19 protein-coding genes are annotated in these 19,687 nt (G+C 54.6%); 4 read left to right on the top strand and 15 right to left on the bottom strand.

Going from position 1 to position 19,687, the window contains the following annotated elements; all coding sequences use genetic code 11:
* The first annotated feature begins 428 nt into the window (after nt 1-428).
* Nucleotides 429-1,352, top strand: a complete 924-nt coding sequence (locus EKN00_RS08395) for a LysR family transcriptional regulator (RefSeq protein ID WP_127849683.1) — start codon at nt 429-431, stop codon at nt 1,350-1,352.
* Between the two features lie 182 nt (nt 1,353-1,534).
* On the opposite strand, the gene EKN00_RS08390 is transcribed toward EKN00_RS08395, so the two are convergent.
* Nucleotides 1,535-2,932, bottom strand: coding sequence for an aspartate ammonia-lyase (locus EKN00_RS08390; protein ID WP_127849682.1), 1,398 nt, complete (start codon nt 2,930-2,932; stop codon nt 1,535-1,537).
* Nucleotides 2,933-3,184: 252 nt separating this feature from the next.
* On the bottom strand, nt 3,185-4,060 hold the full coding sequence (locus EKN00_RS08385; protein ID WP_127849681.1) for a helix-turn-helix transcriptional regulator: 876 nt from the start codon (nt 4,058-4,060) through the stop codon (nt 3,185-3,187).
* Between the two features lie 161 nt (nt 4,061-4,221).
* Here EKN00_RS08385 and EKN00_RS08380 point away from each other — a divergent pair, with 161 nt between their 5' ends.
* The gene (locus EKN00_RS08380; protein WP_127849680.1) at nt 4,222-5,028 is read left to right on the top strand and encodes an HAD family hydrolase; all 807 of its coding nucleotides are present in this window, start codon (nt 4,222-4,224) and stop codon (nt 5,026-5,028) included.
* 92 nt (nt 5,029-5,120) lie between these two features.
* Here the strand turns inward: EKN00_RS08380 and EKN00_RS08375 are convergent, their stop codons facing one another.
* The 6 genes from EKN00_RS08375 to EKN00_RS08350 form a co-directional block, all read right to left on the bottom strand.
* Nucleotides 5,121-6,347 carry a hypothetical protein gene (locus EKN00_RS08375; protein WP_127849679.1) on the bottom strand — a complete coding sequence of 409 codons (1,227 nt, stop codon included), beginning with the start codon at nt 6,345-6,347 and terminating at the stop codon, nt 5,121-5,123.
* A gap of 142 nt (nt 6,348-6,489) precedes the next feature.
* On the bottom strand, nt 6,490-6,726 hold the full coding sequence (rpsR, locus tag EKN00_RS08370; RefSeq protein ID WP_127849678.1) for a 30S ribosomal protein S18: 237 nt from the start codon (nt 6,724-6,726) through the stop codon (nt 6,490-6,492).
* Nucleotides 6,727-6,752: 26 nt separating this feature from the next.
* A complete protein-coding gene (gene ssb, locus EKN00_RS08365; protein ID WP_127849677.1) occupies nt 6,753-7,316 on the bottom strand; it encodes a single-stranded DNA-binding protein in 564 nt (187 codons plus the stop codon).
* Nucleotides 7,317-7,361: 45 nt separating this feature from the next.
* A complete protein-coding gene (rpsF, locus tag EKN00_RS08360) occupies nt 7,362-7,658 on the bottom strand; it encodes a 30S ribosomal protein S6 (RefSeq protein ID WP_127849676.1) in 297 nt (98 codons plus the stop codon).
* A gap of 192 nt (nt 7,659-7,850) precedes the next feature.
* Nucleotides 7,851-8,255: a single-stranded DNA-binding protein gene (locus tag EKN00_RS08355; RefSeq protein ID WP_164848079.1), complete on the bottom strand. Its 405-nt coding sequence runs from the start codon at nt 8,253-8,255 to the stop codon at nt 7,851-7,853.
* 180 nt (nt 8,256-8,435) lie between these two features.
* The gene (locus EKN00_RS08350) at nt 8,436-9,341 is read right to left on the bottom strand and encodes a Gfo/Idh/MocA family protein (protein ID WP_127849674.1); all 906 of its coding nucleotides are present in this window, start codon (nt 9,339-9,341) and stop codon (nt 8,436-8,438) included.
* Nucleotides 9,342-9,519: 178 nt separating this feature from the next.
* Between EKN00_RS08350 and EKN00_RS10865 the strand changes: the two genes are divergently transcribed.
* A complete protein-coding gene (locus EKN00_RS10865; RefSeq protein WP_164848078.1) occupies nt 9,520-9,696 on the top strand; it encodes a hypothetical protein in 177 nt (58 codons plus the stop codon).
* A gap of 63 nt (nt 9,697-9,759) precedes the next feature.
* Here EKN00_RS10865 and EKN00_RS08345 read toward each other — a convergent pair whose 3' ends face one another.
* From EKN00_RS08345 to EKN00_RS08335, 3 genes are all read right to left on the bottom strand, one after another.
* Complete coding sequence (locus EKN00_RS08345) at nt 9,760-11,448, bottom strand: ABC transporter ATP-binding protein (RefSeq protein ID WP_127849673.1); 1,689 nt, start codon at nt 11,446-11,448, stop codon at nt 9,760-9,762.
* Between the two features lie 252 nt (nt 11,449-11,700).
* A complete protein-coding gene (locus EKN00_RS08340) occupies nt 11,701-12,225 on the bottom strand; it encodes a GNAT family N-acetyltransferase (RefSeq protein ID WP_127849672.1) in 525 nt (174 codons plus the stop codon).
* A 108-nt stretch (nt 12,226-12,333) separates the two neighbouring features.
* Nucleotides 12,334-13,647: an MFS transporter gene (locus tag EKN00_RS08335; RefSeq protein WP_127849671.1), complete on the bottom strand. Its 1,314-nt coding sequence runs from the start codon at nt 13,645-13,647 to the stop codon at nt 12,334-12,336.
* A 122-nt stretch (nt 13,648-13,769) separates the two neighbouring features.
* Here EKN00_RS08335 and EKN00_RS08330 point away from each other — a divergent pair, with 122 nt between their 5' ends.
* Nucleotides 13,770-14,714, top strand: coding sequence for an Rgg/GadR/MutR family transcriptional regulator (locus EKN00_RS08330; RefSeq protein ID WP_127849670.1), 945 nt, complete (start codon nt 13,770-13,772; stop codon nt 14,712-14,714).
* Between the two features lie 144 nt (nt 14,715-14,858).
* Here EKN00_RS08330 and EKN00_RS08325 read toward each other — a convergent pair whose 3' ends face one another.
* The 4 genes from EKN00_RS08325 to gyrA all read right to left on the bottom strand — a co-directional run bounded on the left by EKN00_RS08325 (nt 14,859) and on the right by gyrA (nt 19,605).
* Nucleotides 14,859-15,377, bottom strand: a complete 519-nt coding sequence (locus EKN00_RS08325) for a GNAT family N-acetyltransferase (RefSeq protein ID WP_127849669.1) — start codon at nt 15,375-15,377, stop codon at nt 14,859-14,861.
* A gap of 70 nt (nt 15,378-15,447) precedes the next feature.
* The gene (locus EKN00_RS08320; protein WP_127849668.1) at nt 15,448-16,521 is read right to left on the bottom strand and encodes a M42 family metallopeptidase; all 1,074 of its coding nucleotides are present in this window, start codon (nt 16,519-16,521) and stop codon (nt 15,448-15,450) included.
* A 117-nt stretch (nt 16,522-16,638) separates the two neighbouring features.
* Nucleotides 16,639-16,854 (bottom strand): hypothetical protein, encoded by a 216-nt coding sequence (locus tag EKN00_RS08315; RefSeq protein ID WP_127849667.1) that lies wholly within the window; start codon nt 16,852-16,854, stop codon nt 16,639-16,641.
* Nucleotides 16,855-17,022: 168 nt separating this feature from the next.
* Nucleotides 17,023-19,605, bottom strand: a complete 2,583-nt coding sequence (gene gyrA, locus EKN00_RS08310) for a DNA gyrase subunit A (RefSeq protein WP_127849666.1) — start codon at nt 19,603-19,605, stop codon at nt 17,023-17,025.
* Nucleotides 19,606-19,687: the final 82 nt, after the last annotated feature.

Raw genomic sequence — 19,687 nt, 5'->3', positions numbered from 1 at the left:
TTGTTCAGTTTTCAAGGAACCACTTTTTAATTCATTGCCTCGCGACAACTTTATTATCATACAACGATGATAACTTGCTGTCAACAACTTTTTTCAATCGCGATGATTGATTTGGGTTGCTGTGAAGCTGTTGCCGTTGCGTTTCCGCATCAGGCAACTTAAATATAGTACCAGCCAGCAATGAGTGTGTCAAAGGTTTTCTGCAAATTTCGCCACACTTTGTTTGTAAACGAACAAGTAAGCGCCCGTTTGCACAGCAAACAAAATGTTGCCTTTCATTATATAAGGGCAAATTTTGTCGCTCGTAAAAATACGGAGAACTAACGACGCTTTTTTCGGACCAACCACCCGCCACAGCAATTTTGCATAGACGCCTCGCAATTACTCGGTGCTATAATAGGCACAAACTATATCACTCGGAGGCAACCATGCGTATTCAGCAATTACAATATCTGGAAAAGATCGCCGAAACTGGTTCGATTAACGAGGCGGCCAAGCAATTATTTATCAGTCAGCCCTCCCTTTCCCAGGCCATGAAGGAATTAGAGCGTGAGTACGGCATCCAGCTCTTCTACCGAAGCAAGGTCGGCATCACGCTCACCGACGCTGGCCGCGAGTTCATTAACTACTCGCGCGGTGTGCTCGATCAGGTGAATCTCCTGAATGAGCACTTCGGCCAGGATACCGTGCGCAAACAAATTTTTAGCGTCTCTGCGCAGCACTACGCCTTTGTCGTTAACGCCTTCGTGGAACTGGTAAAGGAAATCGGCGGTGACGAATATCAATTCACCCTGCGCGAAACCCAAACCCAAAGCGTCCTCGACGACATTCAGACCTTTAAAAGTGAAATTGGCGTAATCTACCTGAACAAATTCAACGAAACCGTGATGCGCCGCCTGATTACCGAAAAAGACCTGGCCTTCGTGCCGCTGTTCACGGCTAAGCCCCACGTCTTTGTTGGGCGCGACAACCCATTAACCCAGAAAAAGCGCCTCACACTTGCCGACCTTGAAGATTACCCCTACCTATCCTATGAACAGGGTGACACAAACTCCTTTTATTTCTCCGAAGAAATTCTCAGCACCCTGCGGCGGAAAAAGCACATCCAGATTAGTGACCGCGCCACGATTTTTAACTTAATGGTTGGGCTCGATGGCTACACGATCAGTTCCGGTATCATCAGCAGTGATTTGAATGACGAAAAAATCGTGGCCATCCCCCTCGACGTCGACGACTCAATGACGCTTGGCTACCTGCACCACAAAAAAATCGAAATGAGCAGCACCGCGGAACGCTATTTGGAACTACTCAAGCAGCACATCGCTAACTACGGCTTCTCTATTTTAAACTAAATAATTCACAAAAAAGGACAGGCACGGCGCCTGTCCTTTTCTGTAACGATAATCACTGCATGCACGCTGAAAAATAAAAATTGGCGGCAATGTTTAATTAATCATAAAAGTTTGTCACCGCTGCCCAACTCACCGTCAAGTTACACGCTAAGCCAACTGGTAGCAGTAATCCTTCCTACTTGCTAGCGTCCGGCCGCCTGCGCTGGCACAGTCACCTGCGCCCGGCCCGTTAACACATCGGCGCTGAACAGCTCGGTGACCGTGGCTTCGGGCAGTAGTTTTCTATCGAGCAACAGCGTGCGCACAGATTGCTTGGTCGCGATGGCCTCTTTAATAAGCTTCGTTGTCTCCACGTAACCAAGCAGCGGCGCCAGTACCGTGGCCGCAACCGCGGATTGTTCCACCTCGCCACGGCACAAATCAACGTTAACCGTCAGATTGCGCAGGCATTTGTCGACGAGCATCTTGATGGCAGCCGTCATGTCTTCTTCATTATCGATTAACTTCGCAAACATTAACGGTTCAAAAGCATTTAGTTCAAGCTGACCCGCCTCGGCGGCCATCGTCACCGCCACGTCGTTACCAATCACCGCAAACGCAACCTGGCTGACCGCTTCCGGGATGACCGGGTTAATCTTGTTCGGCATAATTGACGAACCAGCCTGACGCGCCGGCAAATTCAATTCGCCCAATCCCGCCTGGGGACCGCTGGCAAGCAGGCGCAAATCGTTACACATCTTATTCAGGTTCACCGCAAGTGCCTTGAGCGCCCCAGAAAACTCTGCGATGACGTCGGTGTTCTGAATGGCATCGCTCAGATCCGCCGCGAGCCGCAAGTTCAGCCCTGTCTGCGCGTTAACCGCGGGCACGATGTGGCTGCGGTAGTAAGGACTTGCATTCAGCCCCGTACCAATTGCCGTTCCGCCCAGCGGCACGTCCCTTAGCGCATCACCAGCCGCACGCAACCGCCGCAAGTCACGCTGGAACATGTTGCCGTAAGCGTGAAAGCTGCGGCCAAACGTGGTGGGCACCGCATCCTGCAGCTGGGTCCGCCCGACCCGGATGGCATCCCGATATTCGCCCGCTTTGTCCATTAACGTCTGGCTCAGCAGCGTCACCGCCTCGAGCAGTTGCTCAAGCAGCTCCAGTAGTGCCATCTTCCCCGCCGTTGGGTACGTATCGTTGGTCGATTGGCCCTGGTTCACATCATCATTGGGGTGAATAGCAATCCCCGCGTTGCGCGTTGCGAGGTGGGCAATCACCTCATTCACGTTCATGTTGCTGGATGTCCCCGCGCCCCCCTGAATGGCGGGTACGATGAACGCCTCCGCGTGCTGACCTAAAAGTAACTCATTGCAGGCCGAAACGATTGCCTTTGCTTTCCCCGGTGCCAATGTGCCCCCAGCAAGGTTTGTGAGGGCCGCCGCCTTCTTGATTTGCACCAAGTTGCGGACGATGAGCGGGCTTGTTTTGCGCGCGAACGGGAAGTTGCCCGCGGCGCGCGCCGAGTGGACGCCGTACAAAACGTCATCCGGAATTGCCAGCCGACCAACACAGTCTTCCTCATAGTGAGTGTTCATTAAATGTAATCCTCCAGTCTCTGCTAGAAATTAATTACGCTGCGCAACCAGGAGCTGGCGGTGCCATCTCCGGTGCGTTGCTCAAATATTCAATTGCGACACTTCGAGTTTAATACTCAAATTGTCAATAGTATCCGCTTTTAACTGCCCATTGTCCAGTCCCCGCGCGCTTTTTGTTTCACAAAAGTCGTGGCGCTAAACCAAACGTAGCGCGCCACATTTTTCAACCGCCCCTGCGCCCAGCCATCAGCCTCAACCATTTGCCACTCGGTACTTACGCGGCGTCACCCCCATCACCCCTTTGAACGTCGCAATGAGGTGACTGGCCGTGCCAAATCCACAGTCCTGGGCAATCTCGGCCACTGACTTGCGCGTGGTCCGCAGTTCGGCGGCGGCCCGCTCAAGTCGAACCTGCTGCAGGTACGCGTTCGGTCCCGTGTGCAGAACCTCCTGAAACAAATTGAAACACTGGCTCCGACTGATATGCACACTCGCCGCAATTTGGCTCGCGGTTAGCGGCTCAAAATAGTGCTGCTGAATAAAATCTACCATCTGAAAGGCGCGCTGCTCTCCAGCAATCGGTCCCCGCATCGGCTCATCGGCGACGTGAATTCGCGGCAATACCCGCGTGCAGATGGCGAGGGCCTCCGTCGCCACCGTGAGCGGATCACTCCCCCCAAACCGGTACGCGTTCCCCAGCAGGTGCAGGCGGTCCAGAATCGTGGCTTGCCACGGCGTCGTTGTCGTGAGTTCCACCACATCCGGCGCCGCCAGCGACATCTTCCTGCGCAACTGGCTAATGTCCGTGCCCTTTAGCTGACCAAGCATGTCTGGATTAAGCGCCAGGTCAACAAACCGGCAGTCCGTGCGCCTGGCCGTGAACGCATAGTGCAGGCGGTCGCTGTTAACGAGCAGGCCCGTGCCCTCCGCCACCGGGTAGTCCCGGCCGTTAACAAACACGTGTAGCCCGCCCACAATCGGCGCGAAGAATTCCCAATCATCGTGCCAGTGCGGCGTCTCCCGATAACCGCGCTGATACATGTCGGCCACCGATAACGCGACCTGCGTTTGACCAACATTATATTTGATTGCCATGGACAAATCTGAATTTTGCGGTGTCTGCGTCATTATTTGCCTCCAACGTGGGCTAAAATCTTGTTTTGGACGATTTGATAATTTCTAAGTACTATTATGACATTTACGCTCGAATTAACAAGTTATAGTGATGAGTATAGAAATGGGTATCGTAATAACGGGCACGCATCACACACTAACGGGAGGACTTGCAGATGAACAACATCGAATTATTGGCAACGGACATGGACGCAACCCTGCTGAACAGCTTGGGCCAAGTACCCGCTGACTTCGGCGCTTACGTGCACCTGCTGCGACTGGCTGGCGTTCACGTCACCATCGCTAGCGGGCGGTCACTGCACACGTTGCGCGAAATGTTTCCGCACTACGGGATGAGCTTCATCTGCGACAACGGCGGACTGGTGTACAGCGACGGCCACATCATCAACCAAAGCATGATTGATACCAGTGCCCAGCGCCTGATGTGTGGCTTCATCAGCAAGCAACTTGGCGCCGTCCCCGTCGTTTGTGGCATCGATGCGGCCTACATCGGAATGGAACACCGTCAGTACATTCCCGAACTCAGCAAGTTCTTCAGCAAGCTGCGCATCGTTACCAGCCTGACCCAACTGCCGGTTCCGGCCGACAAAATTTCGGCATATTTCCCTAATGGTGATAGCGTGGCAAATATCGCCGCCGTGCGCGGCCGCTTCGCCGTTGATTACGCCGTTACCGTTAGTGGCGAGTGCTGGATTGACCTGATGAACGCCGGTGTCAACAAAGGTTCCGCCCTCAAGTTACTCGGCCAGCACCTGGGCGTCGATCCGACCAACATGATGGCCTTTGGTAATGCTGATAACGACGCGGAAATGCTGGCCACCGTTGGCTATGGTTACACGGTGGCCAACGCTGACCCCGCAATTCTCGCCTCGGCCGAGTTCCAAACTGGCACCAACGACGAGTTCGGCGTGTTGCAGGTGATGCAGCAGCTGCTGCAAACCAAGATGCGCAAGGCCAGCTAGGGTTGCCCGCAAGCCATACCTCATTTTCACTAACAACCAAACCACACAAAAAATCCCCACGCCAGCACCGGTGCGGGGATTTTTTTGCGTAATTAACGTGTCTCGGTGCGGCGGCCGCGGTCAGCGAGCACCCGCCGCTTAACTTGATCAATCACCAGTGCCAGAATCCAGAACAATCCGGCCCAGGCCGTGAGCACCAGGGCGCCCTGCACTAGGTTCGTGTCTGCAAACACATTCATGCGGTTAAACAGCGCCGGCAAGTTCACGTAGCTGGTTGGCAAAAGCCACTGCCGCGTGACTGGTACCCAGGCGTCTAGGTGCAGCGTGCGGGCGAAGGCCAGAACGCCCAGCAGTAAGATGACAACCAGCGGATTATTGCTCAAGCGGCTGAAGCAAAATGCGCCCGCGGCCAGTAGCACCAGCCACAGGTTGAAAAATAGCAACACCCGGGCGAAGAACAGTCCCAGTGGCACCACTAAGTATTGCGTTTGCTGGTAATAAACCAGGGGAAAACGCAGCGTCCCCAGCTCATGTCCGGGCAAAATGGTAATAAACCCGATAACCACGACAAACGCAAAAATGGCAATCAGGTTCAGTGTGATTAGTGCCGCCGCCATTTTCATCATCATCACGCGGTTTTGCGCCAGCGGTACCAGCCGTTCAAAATTATCATTATGGTGCTGACCATCGCGGGTGAAGCTAAGCGCCATAAATATCAACGCCAGCGCCAACAAAACCATCGGCACCAGTGGCGGATTCTGCCGCCGGTCCTGTTCACTGAGCCCATTAAATAAGTACGCTACTAGGTTGAGTGCCGCGCTGTGCTCGTCAACAACCGCGGACCGGTCGGGCGCATACCTATCCATCGCGGTAAATATGGCCTTAATGTTGTTGTCCTCGTTACCCGCCGTCACAAACGGTGCCGCCGCCAGCCACACACTCACCGGAAAAGCGAACACATGCGGATTGGTTTCGCCGGCCTGCTTAATGGCCGCATTCACCGCCGCGTTGTCACCGCGTTCCAGAGCGGGCAGGACCACCGTTAGCAAGTCAGCTACCGCCTTTTCATTGGCCCCCGCCTCCTGAACGGTCGCCAGGTTCGTCTTGGCATCCACCACCAGCGCGCGCTTAACGGCGTCCTTTGTGGTTACTTTTCTGGGCACACTCGGCATCGAGGTTCCATCACTAAACTGAATGTAGTTAAAATCAGCAAGTTCTCGGCGCAAGGGGAAGGCAAGAACGCCCAGCAGCAACACAAATAACATGATGCTTAACCAGCGAGGCTGCTTTTTGAGTTCTAAAGCCAGCTGTGCGCGCATGCGACCATCCTCCTAACCACGATAGAATTTACTTTACATTTTACCCCCCCGCTGGGCAAATGCTATAGCGTAAGCGTAAATAGCTGCGGGCAAAAAAACTCCCCGCTTGCGCCAAAGGCAAACGGGGAGTTTTTGGTGGTTATTAGTCTTCAGCTACGAAAGGCAGCAGACCCATGATGCGGCTACGCTTGATAGCAACCGTGAGCTTGCGCTGGTTCTTAGCAGAGGTACCAGTAACACGACGAGGAAGGATCTTACCGCGTTCAGAAACGAAGCGGGAAAGAAGATCGGTATCCTTGTAGTCAATGTATTCGATGTGGTTTGCGGCAATGAAGTCGACTTTACGACGACGACGGCCTCCACGACGCTGTTGTGCCATTGAGAAATCCTCCTTACATTCTTAGTTTAGAATGGTAAGTCATCATCCGAAATGTCAATCTGCTTGCCAGAGTTGGCAAACGGATCTGGGTTGTTGAACGGATCGGAAGGTTTAGCACTTCCGGTGTTCTGACTACCCTGATTCCCGGAGCCGGCAGGGGCGGCCGGCTTTGACCCACCTTGAGGACGATTCTGGTAAGAACTGCCCTGGTTGTTGTTGAAGGAATTGTTACCACCGTCGCTATTGCCACGTGGGCGTGCTTCGGTTGTTGCGCGACTTTCCAGCAGTGCGAAGTTGTCGACCACTACCTCGGTAACGAACACGCGCTGACCCTGGGCGTTGTCGTAGGAGCGCGCTTGTAAGCGGCCCTGGACACCAACCAGTGATCCTTTACGCGTGAAGTTCGAGAAGTTCTCGGCACTCTTCCGCCAAATTACACAATTGATGAAGTCAGATTCACGTTCGCCCTGGGCGTTCGTGAAATTACGGTCAACAGCCAATGTGAAGGATGCCACTGCGGTGCCGCCCTGCGTGTAACGCAGGTCAACGTCGCGAGTCAGGCGTCCAGTCAATGCAACTTGATTAATCATTCCTTCGTCCCCCTTAGTTTTGAAGCTAATCGGGTTCAGACTCGACTAGTCTTCACGCTTAATAATCATCTGACGCAGAATGTCAGCGCTGATCTTTGCAAGACGATCGAATTCATTGATTGCCTTGTCGTCGGATGCCGTTACGTTCACAACGTGGTAAATACCTTCAGTGTACTTACTAATCTGGTATGCGAACTTACGCTTCTGCCAGTCTTTGGAATCGATGATGTTAGCACCGTTTTCCTTCAGAATGTTGTCAAAACGTTCAACAAGTGCAGTTTTACCAGCTTCGTCCATGTCAGGACGGATGATGTAGGTAATTTCGTACTTAGTTTCAGCCATTTGACGTTTCACCTCCTTATGGTCTTTGGTCCCCGCTCGTAGCGGGGACAAGGGGCAAGCACAGGGCCACTTAGGGCCAGATACTCACAGAATAGAAGTTTACCATAACTTGACGACAACAACAACGGCGGATGTCCGCCTTACACAACTATTTTCCAAATGAAAACCTTTTAGGCGCAAAAACATGGCAAGTTAGAACGGTAAGTCGTCCTCAGCCATAGCGGCCGGTGCCGTCTCGCTGGCAAACGGGTCCGTGGTTTGTGGCATCGTTGCTGGTTTGCGCGAATCCAGAAATTGAAAACTGTTAACCTCAACATTTGTGCGGTATACGCGCTGGCCCTTGGCATCATCGTACTTGCCAGTGCGAACCTGACCGGTAATCGCAATAAGTCTGCCTTTCTGTACGTACTTGCAAAACGCCACCGCGTGCTCCCGCCAGATTACGCAATCAATAAAATCCGCCTTGTCTTCCACGCTATGGCTGCTGCGCGGACGGTCAACCGCCAGCGAAAACCACGCATAATTAATACCCGCCTGCGTCTGTTTCAGTTCCGGGTCTTTCGTCAAACGCCCAATCAGTACGACTTGGTTAATCATCAGTTTCATCCCCCTAATGTCTGGTGCCCGTTGACCGTTGCCGACCAACTGACTTTCGTATCACCTTACCGCGGAGCTCACGTGCTCCTCTGTGGAGAGATTTCGCAAAATAACCACCAATGCCGCCTCTAATTAAAAAATTCCGCACATCTCTGCACGGAATTCGGTTTTAACTATTATTTACTCCGCCCGCAGCAAGTCCGCGCACGCCTGGTGACTCGCAATTGCGGATTCGGGGCTCACGGGGTTGGGTCCGCCTTGCGCAACGGCGGTTAGGAAGGCACGCGTGATTGCAGCGAACCCGCGCGTTTCGAGGACTGGTTCCCAGTCGGGGCGGTGAGTGATGGTGGTACCAGCCGTGGTCGAAGCAGTCAGCTGGAGCAAATCCCCGCTCGTGAGCCGCGCCGCCGCGCCCTGAACCGTCACCTGTTCTAGGTTGGCGTTTGCATCCATGTTGGTGATGACCTGCACCTGGCTGTGCTCGCTCTGCACGGTCAGGTAACCCTGCAGCAGGTTGCCGGCCGCATCCCGCACCAGCCGACCGCTTCTTGCAGTCACCGGTTCATCCATCAGCCACAGCGCCGTGTCGATGGAATGAATCATCAGGTCCCAAACGGCAAACTCGGCGTCCTGCAGCGTGTGCGTCCGCGTTTTTTCCGCCACAATCATCTGCTTACCGGCTACATCTTTGAGGGCCAAATTGTTCGGGGCAAAACGCCGGTTAAACCCGGCCGTCAGCAGCAGGCCCTTTTCCGCCGCCAGTGCATAGAGCTTTTGCACCACCGCAACATTGGTGGCCACGGGCTTGTCCACGTAGACGTTCACGCCCGCGCTCAGCAGCCGTTCGATGATGTCAGCGTGCGTGCTGGTCGGCGTGTGCACGAACACCGCATCCGGGTGCACCGCGAGCAGTTCATCCAGAGTTTGGTGCACGTGCGTAAACCCGTACTTCTGCGCTAGTGCCGCGCCCTTCTCCTGATTGCGGGTGGTCAAATGCCACTCGCATTCGTCCTGCATCCCCGCCATCGTTGGCAAGTACGCCTTTTGGGCAATGTTGCCCAAACCCATCACGCCAATTTTCAACATCGCTGTGCCCTCACCTTTCCTGTGCGCTTCTGCGCTGCGGCTACCAAAGCGGGCTAGTCGCACTCAGACTTCTTTGCAGTCAACTTCCTGCCGGTGTCACTTCATATTTTACCATGTATGCGGCTTCACAATCGAATTTGGTGTAACATTACCATTAATCACAGCGGAGGTACCCAGTATGGAACCGAAAAATCTAAAACGTGTGCTCCTAGTCGTCATCATATTGCTCGCACTCATTCCTTTGTCGCTGATTATTCGCAGCTTTCAGTACGGTACGGGTAAGGGGCTGCTCGCAATCTTAGTCCTGGCAATCGTGCTGGTTGCCTACTACTTCATGAGTAAGCCCCGCAATTAAAAGGCACAGCTTCACGGGAAATATTTCGTTTTCCCGCCGAGCTGTGCCTTTTTAGTCCAAAATTTAATGCGTTAATTGCAACGTACTCAGCGCGCGGGCAACTTCCGGTGCACCCTGTTTGCCCCGCGCCACCACCTTACCGCCAGCTAACACGATGATTTCATCCGCCTTAGCGAAGGTGGCCGCGTCGTACTGGTGCGTGATGAGAATAAATCCGCCCGCCACGTTGAACAGGTCGGCCTGCAACTTGGCGGCGATGTGGGGATCAAGTCCGGTCGTCAGCTCATCAAAAATCATGAACCGGTAATCCCGCAAAAACAGGCGGGCCAGTGCCAGTCGCTGCTTTTCACCACCCGACAGCAGGGGCGTTTCCGCACTGATTCGGGTGGTCAAACTGTGCTGGTCAAGCCAGTTTGTCAGCCCGGCCCGCTGCAAAGCCGCCACCACCGCCGCATCCGTCGGCGAATCGCTAAAGAGCGTCACGTTCTCGCGCACCGTGCCGGCAAAAATATCAGCCTTCTGCGTGAGCATCCCCAGCGTGCCGTAAACCACGCCGCGATTATAATCCGCCAGCGGGTGTCCGAAAAGCCGCGCCGTCCCGCTTGTCGGCGTTAGATCCCCCAGTAGCAGTCGCATGAGCGTGGTTTTACCACTCCCGCTGGCGCCCACCACCAGGTACCTTTTGTCCAGATCAAACCGCAAGTTGACGTCAGCTAGCACCGGTTTGCCCTCGGCCGCGTAACTCACGTTGGTTAACTCAAGCAATGGCGCGTTTTCCGTCATTTCGGGCGTTGCTTCGGCGCGACTGATCAGTTCACCATCATCCGGGGCCGCGAGCACCGCCGCCAATTCACGCGCCTGCTTCCGTCCGCCATAGAATTCCGCCAGCAGCTCCGTCAGCAGTGCCATTGGCCAGTTGAACAGACTCGCCAGCTGTGAAAACGCCACGAGCTGTCCCAACGTAATTGCCCCGCGCCGCACAAAGTAGGCCCCGAGCAACCACGCACCAAGGTACATCACGTCGCCGAGAAAGTCGGACACGCCACTGGTGATTTTTTGCACGCGCTGATCCCGCACCGTTGCCGCCTGCACCGCGTGACTGGCGTGGTCATGCTTGCGGGCAAACGGGGGAACGGTCAGCGCGTACTGGATGGTCGTGAAGCCAGACAAAATATCGGTGACCGTGCTGGTGTAGCGCTCCACCGTCGTCACCACCGCCGTCTTGGCCCCCTCCAGCCACTTCTTGACGAGGAAGGGGAAGATGAGCGCCGGCACACTCAGCAGCGCCACGCCCACGGTAATGACCGGGTTAATCAGGAACGTGCCCAACACCGCCAGTACCAGCAGGCTGACCAGGTAAATCGCGCGCAAAATAACGTGGAAATAACTGGCGGTAACCACGTCAACCTGCTTCGTCAGCTGAGCCACGTATTGACCGACCTGCTTTTCGTAAAAGTGCATTGGCCGCAGCCGATTGTAGCGTGCAAACAGCTCACCCCGCAGCTGCCGCCCGATTCGCGCCGGCAGTGATTCCTGCATGTAGCTGGCCGCGCCATCCGTCAGGGCCTGCACGATGAGGTAGACGATGACGGCCGGCACCGCAACCACAAAGCTCAGGTGACTGGCGCCGGTGGCAATGTCGGTGATGAGTTGCAACACATACGAGTAAGCCACGAGCACACCGGCCGCGACCACACTGATGCCCGCGGTGAACGCTAGCCGCCACGGATGCTTGAATAAGTAACGTATCATTTTCTACTTGCCCACAATTATTCTTGTGGACTCCTCCTGTTAATGACTGCACAATACCACGCAGACACCAAGCACACAATGACCAGACGCAAGAAGCCGCGCACCCGATTGCTCCCGGAAACTAACAAACGCGGCGGACAGCTGACCCTGCCGGTCGGCCGCACGCCGCGTTTACCCTTAAACTAGCCAAGCGGATTGCGTATCGTACACAGCATTTTTCACGCCGCCGCCGAACAGCTACTGCACATTTCACTACCGCGCCAGGTCAATGTGGTAAATACACAATTCCGCGCCCGTGACGTCGATGACACGCTTGTGTAGCTGCCCACCCGCTTGCTCGATGACGTGCCGGCTGGCCGCGTTACCCGAGTACGCCGAGACGATGACAAACGGTTCACCGCGGCGGCGGAACAGATTAAGCGCGTATTGCAGCAACAACTTGGCGTACCCACGGCCCCGCGCACTCGGCGCCACCGCGTAACCAATGTGCCCGCCGGAATCGGCAAGCTGCGGGTTCATACCCAGCCGGCAGCTGGTGACGCCGACGATTGCACCCGCATCGTCGAAAAGGTAGTAATCAATCTGTGGGACGCGCCACTCCGCATCCGGCGTCAGGTTCGCCAGCGTCCGGGCCAGCGTGGCCGCAAAGTCTGTTTCCCCCGCAAGCCGCTGCCTAATTCCCGCGCTGTACGGGTTATTCTGATCATTTGTGAGAAAGTCCCGCCGGTATTGCGCGAACGCCGGCCCGTCGTTGTCGCGCAGTGGTCGAATGTCCATGACTGCCCACCTCCGTTATTTGCTGTCAGTGTACCGCATGCCGTTGTGGTTAGGAATAGTAAGTTTGTTAGTTTGCCCAACTATTCGCCGGTAGAAATTGCTTGGCGTCTAATCAGTTGGTTTTAACTCCGCAGCCCGAGCGTTCGCCTTGTGTTCCCGCAGCGCCACAATTAGGGCGAAGACGGACAGAATTGCCGCTGTTCCCGCGTAAGCAGCCCACGCGATTGTGGGGCTCACCGCGTTCGCGATTCCCAGGAAAATCGCGGTCCCAATTGGCGCACCGAGCATGATGCAGGTTTGCAGCACGCTGGCGGTTGCTGCCAAATGTGCTGGCGAAACCCGGATCATGATTTCACTGGATAGCCGCGGATTAATTTTGCCGATTGGGTAGGTTGCCAGGAACATGAAGATGATCATTAGATACCGGTTCCGCCACCAAAACATGTTGCAGGCAAACAGGGTCAGGCCGACCATCGTCATCACCGTTAGCGTTGCGAGGGAAAAATGCTGCAGCCCATCGTGCATGAACAGAGCCCCCGTAATCATCGCCACCGACGACGCAATGCTGATGACCGCAACTGTGGTCCCAAAGTTGCCGAACCAGAATACCCGCTGGCTGGCCAGCAGCACGTTGGTCAGCCCGTCAATGGCTGTGCCCAGCGTGTTCACCCCCAGTGCGAGGAGCATCATCGTGAAAATTACGTGATCAGCGGCCACCAGCTTTAGCGATGCTAAAATGCCACTAACGGCTGATTTCTTTTGGGGTGTCTGTGGTTCCGCCGCAATTTCACTTACCTGAGCAGCGACTTCCGCCTCATCCGCGGCAACGAATTGGCGCCGGTCACGCATGAGGACCCCCGCAGCCAAAACGAAACTGGCCGCGTTGATGAGCCCAAATAAGGCGTAGTTGTGGTTTAATAGCACAATCAGACTAGCCCCGAGTGCTTGGAACACAATACTGATAATGCTGCCCACACCCGTGGTGAACCCCATCGCTGTTTGGTATTCATCACGGTCGTGCAGGAAATGTTGCTCGTAGTGGAGAACTAACCCGCCAGTGTAATCCGCAATTAGGTCGGAGGCAATGTTGATTAGGAGTAGCCCCCAGAAAACGATGCGGGTTGCGCTGTGACCAATAATAATTGCCAGGGCAACGTAAAGCAGCCCCTGCACGGCCCGCAAACCGAGCAGTGCAGGCATCCGTTTGGTCGCCCGCGTGCGGTCCGCGAGGTAGCCATTAGCAATCATAAAGAAATTCGGCACCATGTTAGCAATCGCAACTAGTGACAGTGCTTGGGTGGCGTAAGGCAAACCTTGAGCGTAAATAAGAAAGACAAAGTTAAACAGTACCGACCCGATGCGACTCAGAAACGATGACGTGGCCAGCGCCCGAAATTGGCGGTTGGTAAGAAAAATATGCATTGTAAAGCCCCCTGATTGTATTCATGCAACTACTCAACTTGTTGCCCTCATCATATTTGACAAGCAGGGAGCACTAGCAGAAAATTGTCATATATGACAATTAAACTGTGGGGGGACTTTTGATGACGTCTTACGGGGAAACATTTCGCAGCATCCGCATCAGTAAAATGATTACGCTCAAGGATATCGAGGCACAAACTGGCATCACCAGTTCGTTCATCTCGCGTTTCGAACGGGGTAAATCCGACGTTAGCTTCACCAAGATGCAGAGCATGCTGACGGCGATTAATATTTCGACTGAGGAATTCTTGGCGGAAAATCGGGTGCAGGTTGTGCGGCCAAAAAAGGATGACGATGTTAGTGGCATTATGTACGAGGCCGCTCGGTTGCCTTACTTACGCCAATACCTGCTATTTCCCATCATCAATTCTGGCCACCACGACCAAATCGTCGCTAAATTGCACGAGGCAGAGCGGCAGTATCGCAGCGCCCCCACCCGCAGTAATCACTTCATCTACCTCTTCTTCCAGCAAATGGCGCTGGTTTCAAAGGAGGATTGGCAGCCGCGCGCCGAAACCCTAACCATCAGTCGACCAATCGTGCGCTACTTGCAACAGGTCGACACGTGGAACTCCTACGAAATATATTTGTTCGAATTATTTATCATCAGTATCTCCCCTGAAGATAATATCCGGCTGCTTCGCTTGGGGATGCGCAAACTCAAACGCAGCGTCAAGGACCCGCTATTTGCCGATATGGCTTTTGCCTTACTGACCGCAGATTTCACCTCGGCGCTCGCAAACAACGCCCGCGAACTTGCCCGAGATATCCTGATTGAAATAGACGGCTACGACGAGCGCAATGCCAGTCAGGCAATCGCCACAAACTTTTACCATGGGTGGTTCGCGGTCCGCTTTGGCGATAACCGGACCGGATTAGCGCAGTGCCGCGACACGTTGACGTTGTTGCAGGAACTTAAGGTCACTAAGGCGGCCAAAATTCTCAACACCATTTACCACGGACTGGTTAAAGATTCACAGTTCAACATGGTGGTGCTGGATATCTAGGTGGCCTAAATAGTGGCAGCTTACGTGTGAACTGAGTGAATTATAGACAAAAGGCGCCGTCTCCCTAAAATAAGGAGGCGGCGCCTTTGCGCTTGTGTAGTGGTGTTTCACGTGCTGGCACGGTAAATGTGACCCGCTGCGTACTCAGACGTGTGGCTTAGAAATGCGCACATAGTTTTCCTGATCATCACAGTCCACAACGCGACCACCGTTACTGAGCATCACCTGCAACGAGGCACGATTGGTGCGAGCACACGAAAGGAAAATATCGGGCTCTGATGCGGGCATCAAGTGAGCGCAGGACTTGATTGCCAGTGCCAATCCGCGCGTACCATAGCCGTGGCCCCGAAATTGCGGCAAGATGCCGTAACCGATGTGTCCGGCATGCTGGCGCAGGCGATTATTCAGGTGGTGGCGGACCTTAAACAGGCCAACCAGCTGATTGTCGTCCCACAGGAAGAAATAGGTGTCCGGCACGCGGCCGATTGCTGGACCCAACCCCTGCGCACTGAGCAGACGTTCCGGAATGGCGGTGGCGACAAAATCCTGAAAAGTCATGGTCTGGTATGGCACCTCAAAGCCGTTTTCAGCCGGCATAGTTTGAAAGAAGCAATATTCAGCCTTTGCATCCTCCAAGTTTAAAGCGCGCAATTCAATCGTCATCAGCGTTACCTCGTGCTTTCTTATTGCTTCATTCAGCGATTTTTATTGCTTTTAGCCGGCACCCTTACCGCTAGAATGCAGAAAAGCCGTCAATTGTTGCTTTGTCGAGCCGTTCCAGTAGCGCCGTGGTCAGTTTAATTGAGTTCTGGTAGTCACTAAGGCTTGCCCAGTTGTACGGCGTGTGTTCGTAGCGGACGGGGATGCCGACGACGATGGTTGGCACACCCTTCCAGTTTCCAATCGCCGCGCCATCCTGGCCGCCCCCGGTGCGCACCGCGCGGGTGTACGGAATGCCGAGCTGATCCGCCAGACCCGTTGCGTAGTTCTGGAACGGCTGATTGGCGATGAATGTGGTGTCGTAGTCCCGCAGCATTGGGCCGCCGCCCATGCGCGTCTGGGACAGCCAGTCGGGTTCAAACGTGTCGTCGGCGGGCACACCCTCAAGCACGATGGCGATGTCGGGTTCAATCTTGCGCGCCGCAACGTACGCCCCGCGCAGGCCAACTTCTTCTTGGGCGGACAGGCCGGCAACCACGTCCACGCCGAGGTCCTTGCCCGCAATCTGCTGCATCACTTCGGACATGGCGGCAGCGCCAAGGCGGTCATCGAAGTCTTTGCCAAAGAGCAGCCTCTTCTTTTCGTTGTACTGAAAGTCAACGTCCACGAAAATTGGGCACCCGGTATCAACCAGAAAATCGTTAATGGTTTCTTCGCGGCTGGAAGAACCGATATCAACGGACATTTCGGCAATTTGGGGTACGGCGTTACGCTCCGCAGCGGTCATGAAGTGCGGTGGCTTCGTTGCGACCACGCCGGGATAGAACTGGCCGTCCTTGGCGCGGACCCGAACCTTCATCGCGGGCAAGTTCGTGGGCACAAAGCCGCCAAGCGTGACGAACTTCAACATCCCGTTTGGCCGCACCGCCTGGGTGAGCAGCCCCACTGCGTCCGAGTGTGCATCTAGTTGCACCACGGGCTTTTTTCCGGTGTTTTCGGACCGCCGCAAAATCGCGTTGAACATGCCGTCAACGGTAAGTTCGCCGAGACCCTTAGTGTCCTCAGCAAACAGGCGCACCACTTCCTGTTCGAAGCCCGCGACCCCGTTTGCATTACTGAACTTCTTAATGCGTTCGATTGAATCCATCTTTTTCCTCCTAATAACGGTATGCCGCTAGTTTTTATGTACACTTCGATTATACGGCAGCTACCGCAGACAAAAAAAGACCGGTAGAACAACCCCACCGATCTTACTGCGGTTTAATTAGTCCTTGTGGCGCTCATCGTAACGGGCGGCACCTTTGTTAACTTCTTCTTTGACCTTGGACGCGCCCTTAACCACGCCGTGTGCAACCGCATCACCGGCCGTGCGCAGCTTTTCCTTGGTCTCGTCGCTGGTCAGCTTGGCGTACGCATCGCTTTGTTGCACCTTATCCGCTGCACCTTTCAGTGTCTTGCCCATTTTGTCCAAAAAGCTCATCTGAATCCCCCCATTATTTTATTTAAGTTCAGATCAGAATTTGGTTTGCCGAAAGTCAACGTCGAAATTAATTACAGCAAAAAAAGGCCCCCAGGTTCAGCCAACTACGGCCAAACTCAGGGGCTTAAATTTAAAGTACGCAGTTACCCGCGAACCTTTTTGGGTGCATTACTGCTTGTCGTCTTGATCATCTTCGGCGCGGTGCAGAAGGTCTTGGACCTGCGCATCCGTTTGTCCATCGACGGTGCCATCAGCTGGCATTGCACCATCAGCTGCTGGCGCACTTGCAGGCGTTGCTGCACTGTCTTCGTCGTCTTCATCGTCGTCTGGGGCAACCTTTGCCATGGTGGCAACCTTAGCGCCCTGGTCGACCCGAATCAGGCGGACCCCGATGGCAGAACGACCGGTTTCGGAAATATCCTCGGCGTGGAACCGAATCATAACCCCGGCGTCAGTCACCACGAGAATATCTTCATCGCCGTCAACGGTGGTGAGACCAGCGAGCTGACCATTCTTTTCGGTGATGTTAGCGGTCTTAATCCCCTTACCGCCACGACCCTTGATTGGGTACTCTTCAGCCTTGGTTTGCTTCCCGTAACCATTTTCGGAAATCACGAAGACGTGACTTCCTGGCTTCAGGACATCGCTACCGATAACGCTGTCGCCAGGACGGAGGTTCATCCCCCGCACACCAGCTGCGGACCGGCCCATGGACCGCACGGCGGTTTCCTTGAACGTGACCGAGTAACCGGACTTGCTGCCGATGATGATGGTAGCATCCCCGTCCGTCAGCAGCACGTTGCTTAGTTCATCGCCATCGTGCAGGGAAAGCGCGATGAGGCCGTTGCTCCGGATGTTGGCAAATTCGCTAACCGCGGTCCGCTTAACCGTCCCCTTTTGCGTGATGAAGAACAGGAAGTCGTCATTTTCACGGCCACGTGGCACGTTAATGACCGCCTGAATCTTTTCCCCGGAACCGAGGCCGAGCAGGTTCACAATTGGAATCCCCTTTGCGGTCCGGCCGTATTCAGGGATTTCGTAACCCTTGCTGCGGAAGACCTTCCCCTGGTTCGTGAAGAAGAGCAGGGTATCGTGCGTGGAGGTTGAAATCAGGTGTTCCATGAAGTCGTCATCGTGGACGCCCATGCCCTGAATCCCGCGGCCACCACGGTTTTGCGTCTTGAACTCTGCTTGTGGCAGGCGCTTAACGTAACCGTTGTGGGTGAGCGCAATCACCACTTGTTCTTCTTCGATGAGGTCCTCGTCTTCTATGGACAGAACTTCACCAACGCGCAGTTCGGTGCGGCGCTTATCGCCAAACTTGTTTTGGATATCCAGCAGTTCTTGGTAAATGATCTGGTGGATGCGTTCGGGCTTAGCCAAAATATCTTGGTAATCAGCGATGGCCGCCCGGACGTCCCGCAACTCGTTTTCAACCTTGTCGCGTTCCAAACCGGTCAGACGAACCAGCCGCATGTCGAGGATGGCCTGGCTCTGCTTGTCGGACAGATTGAACTTGTCCATCAAGATGGCCTTGGCCTGATCCCCCGTCTGGGAGCCACGAATGATGTTGATGATTTCGTCGATATGGTCGAGCGCGATGTGCAACCCTTCCAGGATGTGTTCGCGTGCCTTGGCCTTCTTCAAATCGAAGACGGTCCGCCGCCGAATAACTTCTTCCTGGTGCTGCAGGTAGTATTCCAAGATGGACTTCAGTGGCAGGGTCTTTGGCGCCCCGTTCACGATTGCCACCATGTTGAAACTAAACCCGGTCTGCAGTGGCGTCAGTTTGTACAGATTGTTCAAAATGACGTTGGCGGACATGTCGCGGCGCACATCGACAACGATGCGCATCCCGTCACGGTCAGATTCATCGTTGACGTCGGTAATGCCTTCGATTTTCTTATCCCGGGCGAGGTCCGCAATCCGTTCAACCAGTTTTGCCTTGTTGACCATGTACGGGATTTCGGTGGCCACGATGCGTTCGCGGCCATTCTTGTCCTGCTCGATTTCAACCTTAGCGCGCACGGTGATGGTCCCCTGACCAGTTTCGTAAGCCTTACGAATCCCGGTCTTGCCCATTACCACACCACCAGTTGGGAAGTCGGGGCCAGGCAGAGCCGTCATCAAGTCAGCGGTCGTGGCATCAGGATTGTCCATCAAGATGTGCAGGGCAGAAATAACTTCTGCCAAGTTGTGCGGCGGAATGTTCGTGGTCATCCCCACGGCAATCCCGGTTGCCCCGTTCACCAGCAAGTTCGGGAAGCGGGCAGGCAAAACGACGGGTTCCTTTTCGGTACCATCGTAGTTATCCTGCCAATCCACGGTATCCTTGTTAATGTCCCGGAGCATTTCCAGCGTGATTTTACTCATGCGCGCTTCGGTGTACCGCATTGCGGCGGCACCGTCACCATCGACGGACCCGAAGTTACCGTGACCGTCAATCAGCATGTACCGGTAGGAGAAGTCCTGCGCCATGCGGACCATCCCTTCGTAAATCGAAGAGTCCCCGTGTGGGTGGTACTTACCCATGACATCCCCAACAATACGTGCGGACTTCTTGTAGGGCTTTTCGGGCGTTACCCCGAGTTCGTTCATCCCGTAAAGGATACGTCGTTGTACAGGCTTCAGTCCGTCGCGGACATCGGGAAGTGCACGCGCAACGATAACGGACATTGCGTATTCAAGGAACGACTTGCGCATTGTTGGCACGAGTTTCACGGTCTCAATGCGGTGATCCTGCTCTTCCATCTTTCCCTCCTTGCTATGACGTGCGCGAATTTTTAATTAGAATCTTCGCGGCGTCATCGTGTGTTTCTAGATTTTTGCTTAT

It is taken from the genome of Lacticaseibacillus hulanensis (assembly GCF_004010095.1).
GTDB lineage: Bacteria > Bacillota > Bacilli > Lactobacillales > Lactobacillaceae > Lacticaseibacillus > Lacticaseibacillus hulanensis.
The sequence above is the reverse complement of the archived record's forward strand: the minus strand, read 5'-3'. Positions and strand labels throughout refer to the sequence as shown.

Bases quoted from the DNA above. Each gene is read 5' to 3' on its own strand.
- EKN00_RS08395 (WP_127849683.1), top strand. From the start codon at position 429: ATGCGTATTCAGCAATTACAATATCTGGAAAAGATCGCCGAAACTGGT.
- EKN00_RS08390 (WP_127849682.1), bottom strand. From the start codon at position 2,932: ATGAACACTCACTATGAGGAAGACTGTGTTGGTCGGCTGGCAATTCCG.
- EKN00_RS08385 (WP_127849681.1), bottom strand. From the start codon at position 4,060: ATGACGCAGACACCGCAAAATTCAGATTTGTCCATGGCAATCAAATAT.
- EKN00_RS08380 (WP_127849680.1), top strand. From the start codon at position 4,222: ATGAACAACATCGAATTATTGGCAACGGACATGGACGCAACCCTGCTG.
- EKN00_RS08375 (WP_127849679.1), bottom strand. From the start codon at position 6,347: ATGCGCGCACAGCTGGCTTTAGAACTCAAAAAGCAGCCTCGCTGGTTA.
- rpsR (WP_127849678.1), bottom strand. From the start codon at position 6,726: ATGGCACAACAGCGTCGTGGAGGCCGTCGTCGTCGTAAAGTCGACTTC.
- ssb (WP_127849677.1), bottom strand. From the start codon at position 7,316: ATGATTAATCAAGTTGCATTGACTGGACGCCTGACTCGCGACGTTGAC.
- rpsF (WP_127849676.1), bottom strand. From the start codon at position 7,658: ATGGCTGAAACTAAGTACGAAATTACCTACATCATCCGTCCTGACATG.
- EKN00_RS08355 (WP_164848079.1), bottom strand. From the start codon at position 8,255: ATGATTAACCAAGTCGTACTGATTGGGCGTTTGACGAAAGACCCGGAA.
- EKN00_RS08350 (WP_127849674.1), bottom strand. From the start codon at position 9,341: ATGTTGAAAATTGGCGTGATGGGTTTGGGCAACATTGCCCAAAAGGCG.
- EKN00_RS10865 (WP_164848078.1), top strand. From the start codon at position 9,520: ATGGAACCGAAAAATCTAAAACGTGTGCTCCTAGTCGTCATCATATTG.
- EKN00_RS08345 (WP_127849673.1), bottom strand. From the start codon at position 11,448: ATGATACGTTACTTATTCAAGCATCCGTGGCGGCTAGCGTTCACCGCG.
- EKN00_RS08340 (WP_127849672.1), bottom strand. From the start codon at position 12,225: ATGGACATTCGACCACTGCGCGACAACGACGGGCCGGCGTTCGCGCAA.
- EKN00_RS08335 (WP_127849671.1), bottom strand. From the start codon at position 13,647: ATGCATATTTTTCTTACCAACCGCCAATTTCGGGCGCTGGCCACGTCA.
- EKN00_RS08330 (WP_127849670.1), top strand. From the start codon at position 13,770: ATGACGTCTTACGGGGAAACATTTCGCAGCATCCGCATCAGTAAAATG.
- EKN00_RS08325 (WP_127849669.1), bottom strand. From the start codon at position 15,377: ATGACGATTGAATTGCGCGCTTTAAACTTGGAGGATGCAAAGGCTGAA.
- EKN00_RS08320 (WP_127849668.1), bottom strand. From the start codon at position 16,521: ATGGATTCAATCGAACGCATTAAGAAGTTCAGTAATGCAAACGGGGTC.
- EKN00_RS08315 (WP_127849667.1), bottom strand. From the start codon at position 16,854: ATGAGCTTTTTGGACAAAATGGGCAAGACACTGAAAGGTGCAGCGGAT.
- gyrA (WP_127849666.1), bottom strand. From the start codon at position 19,605: ATGGAAGAGCAGGATCACCGCATTGAGACCGTGAAACTCGTGCCAACA.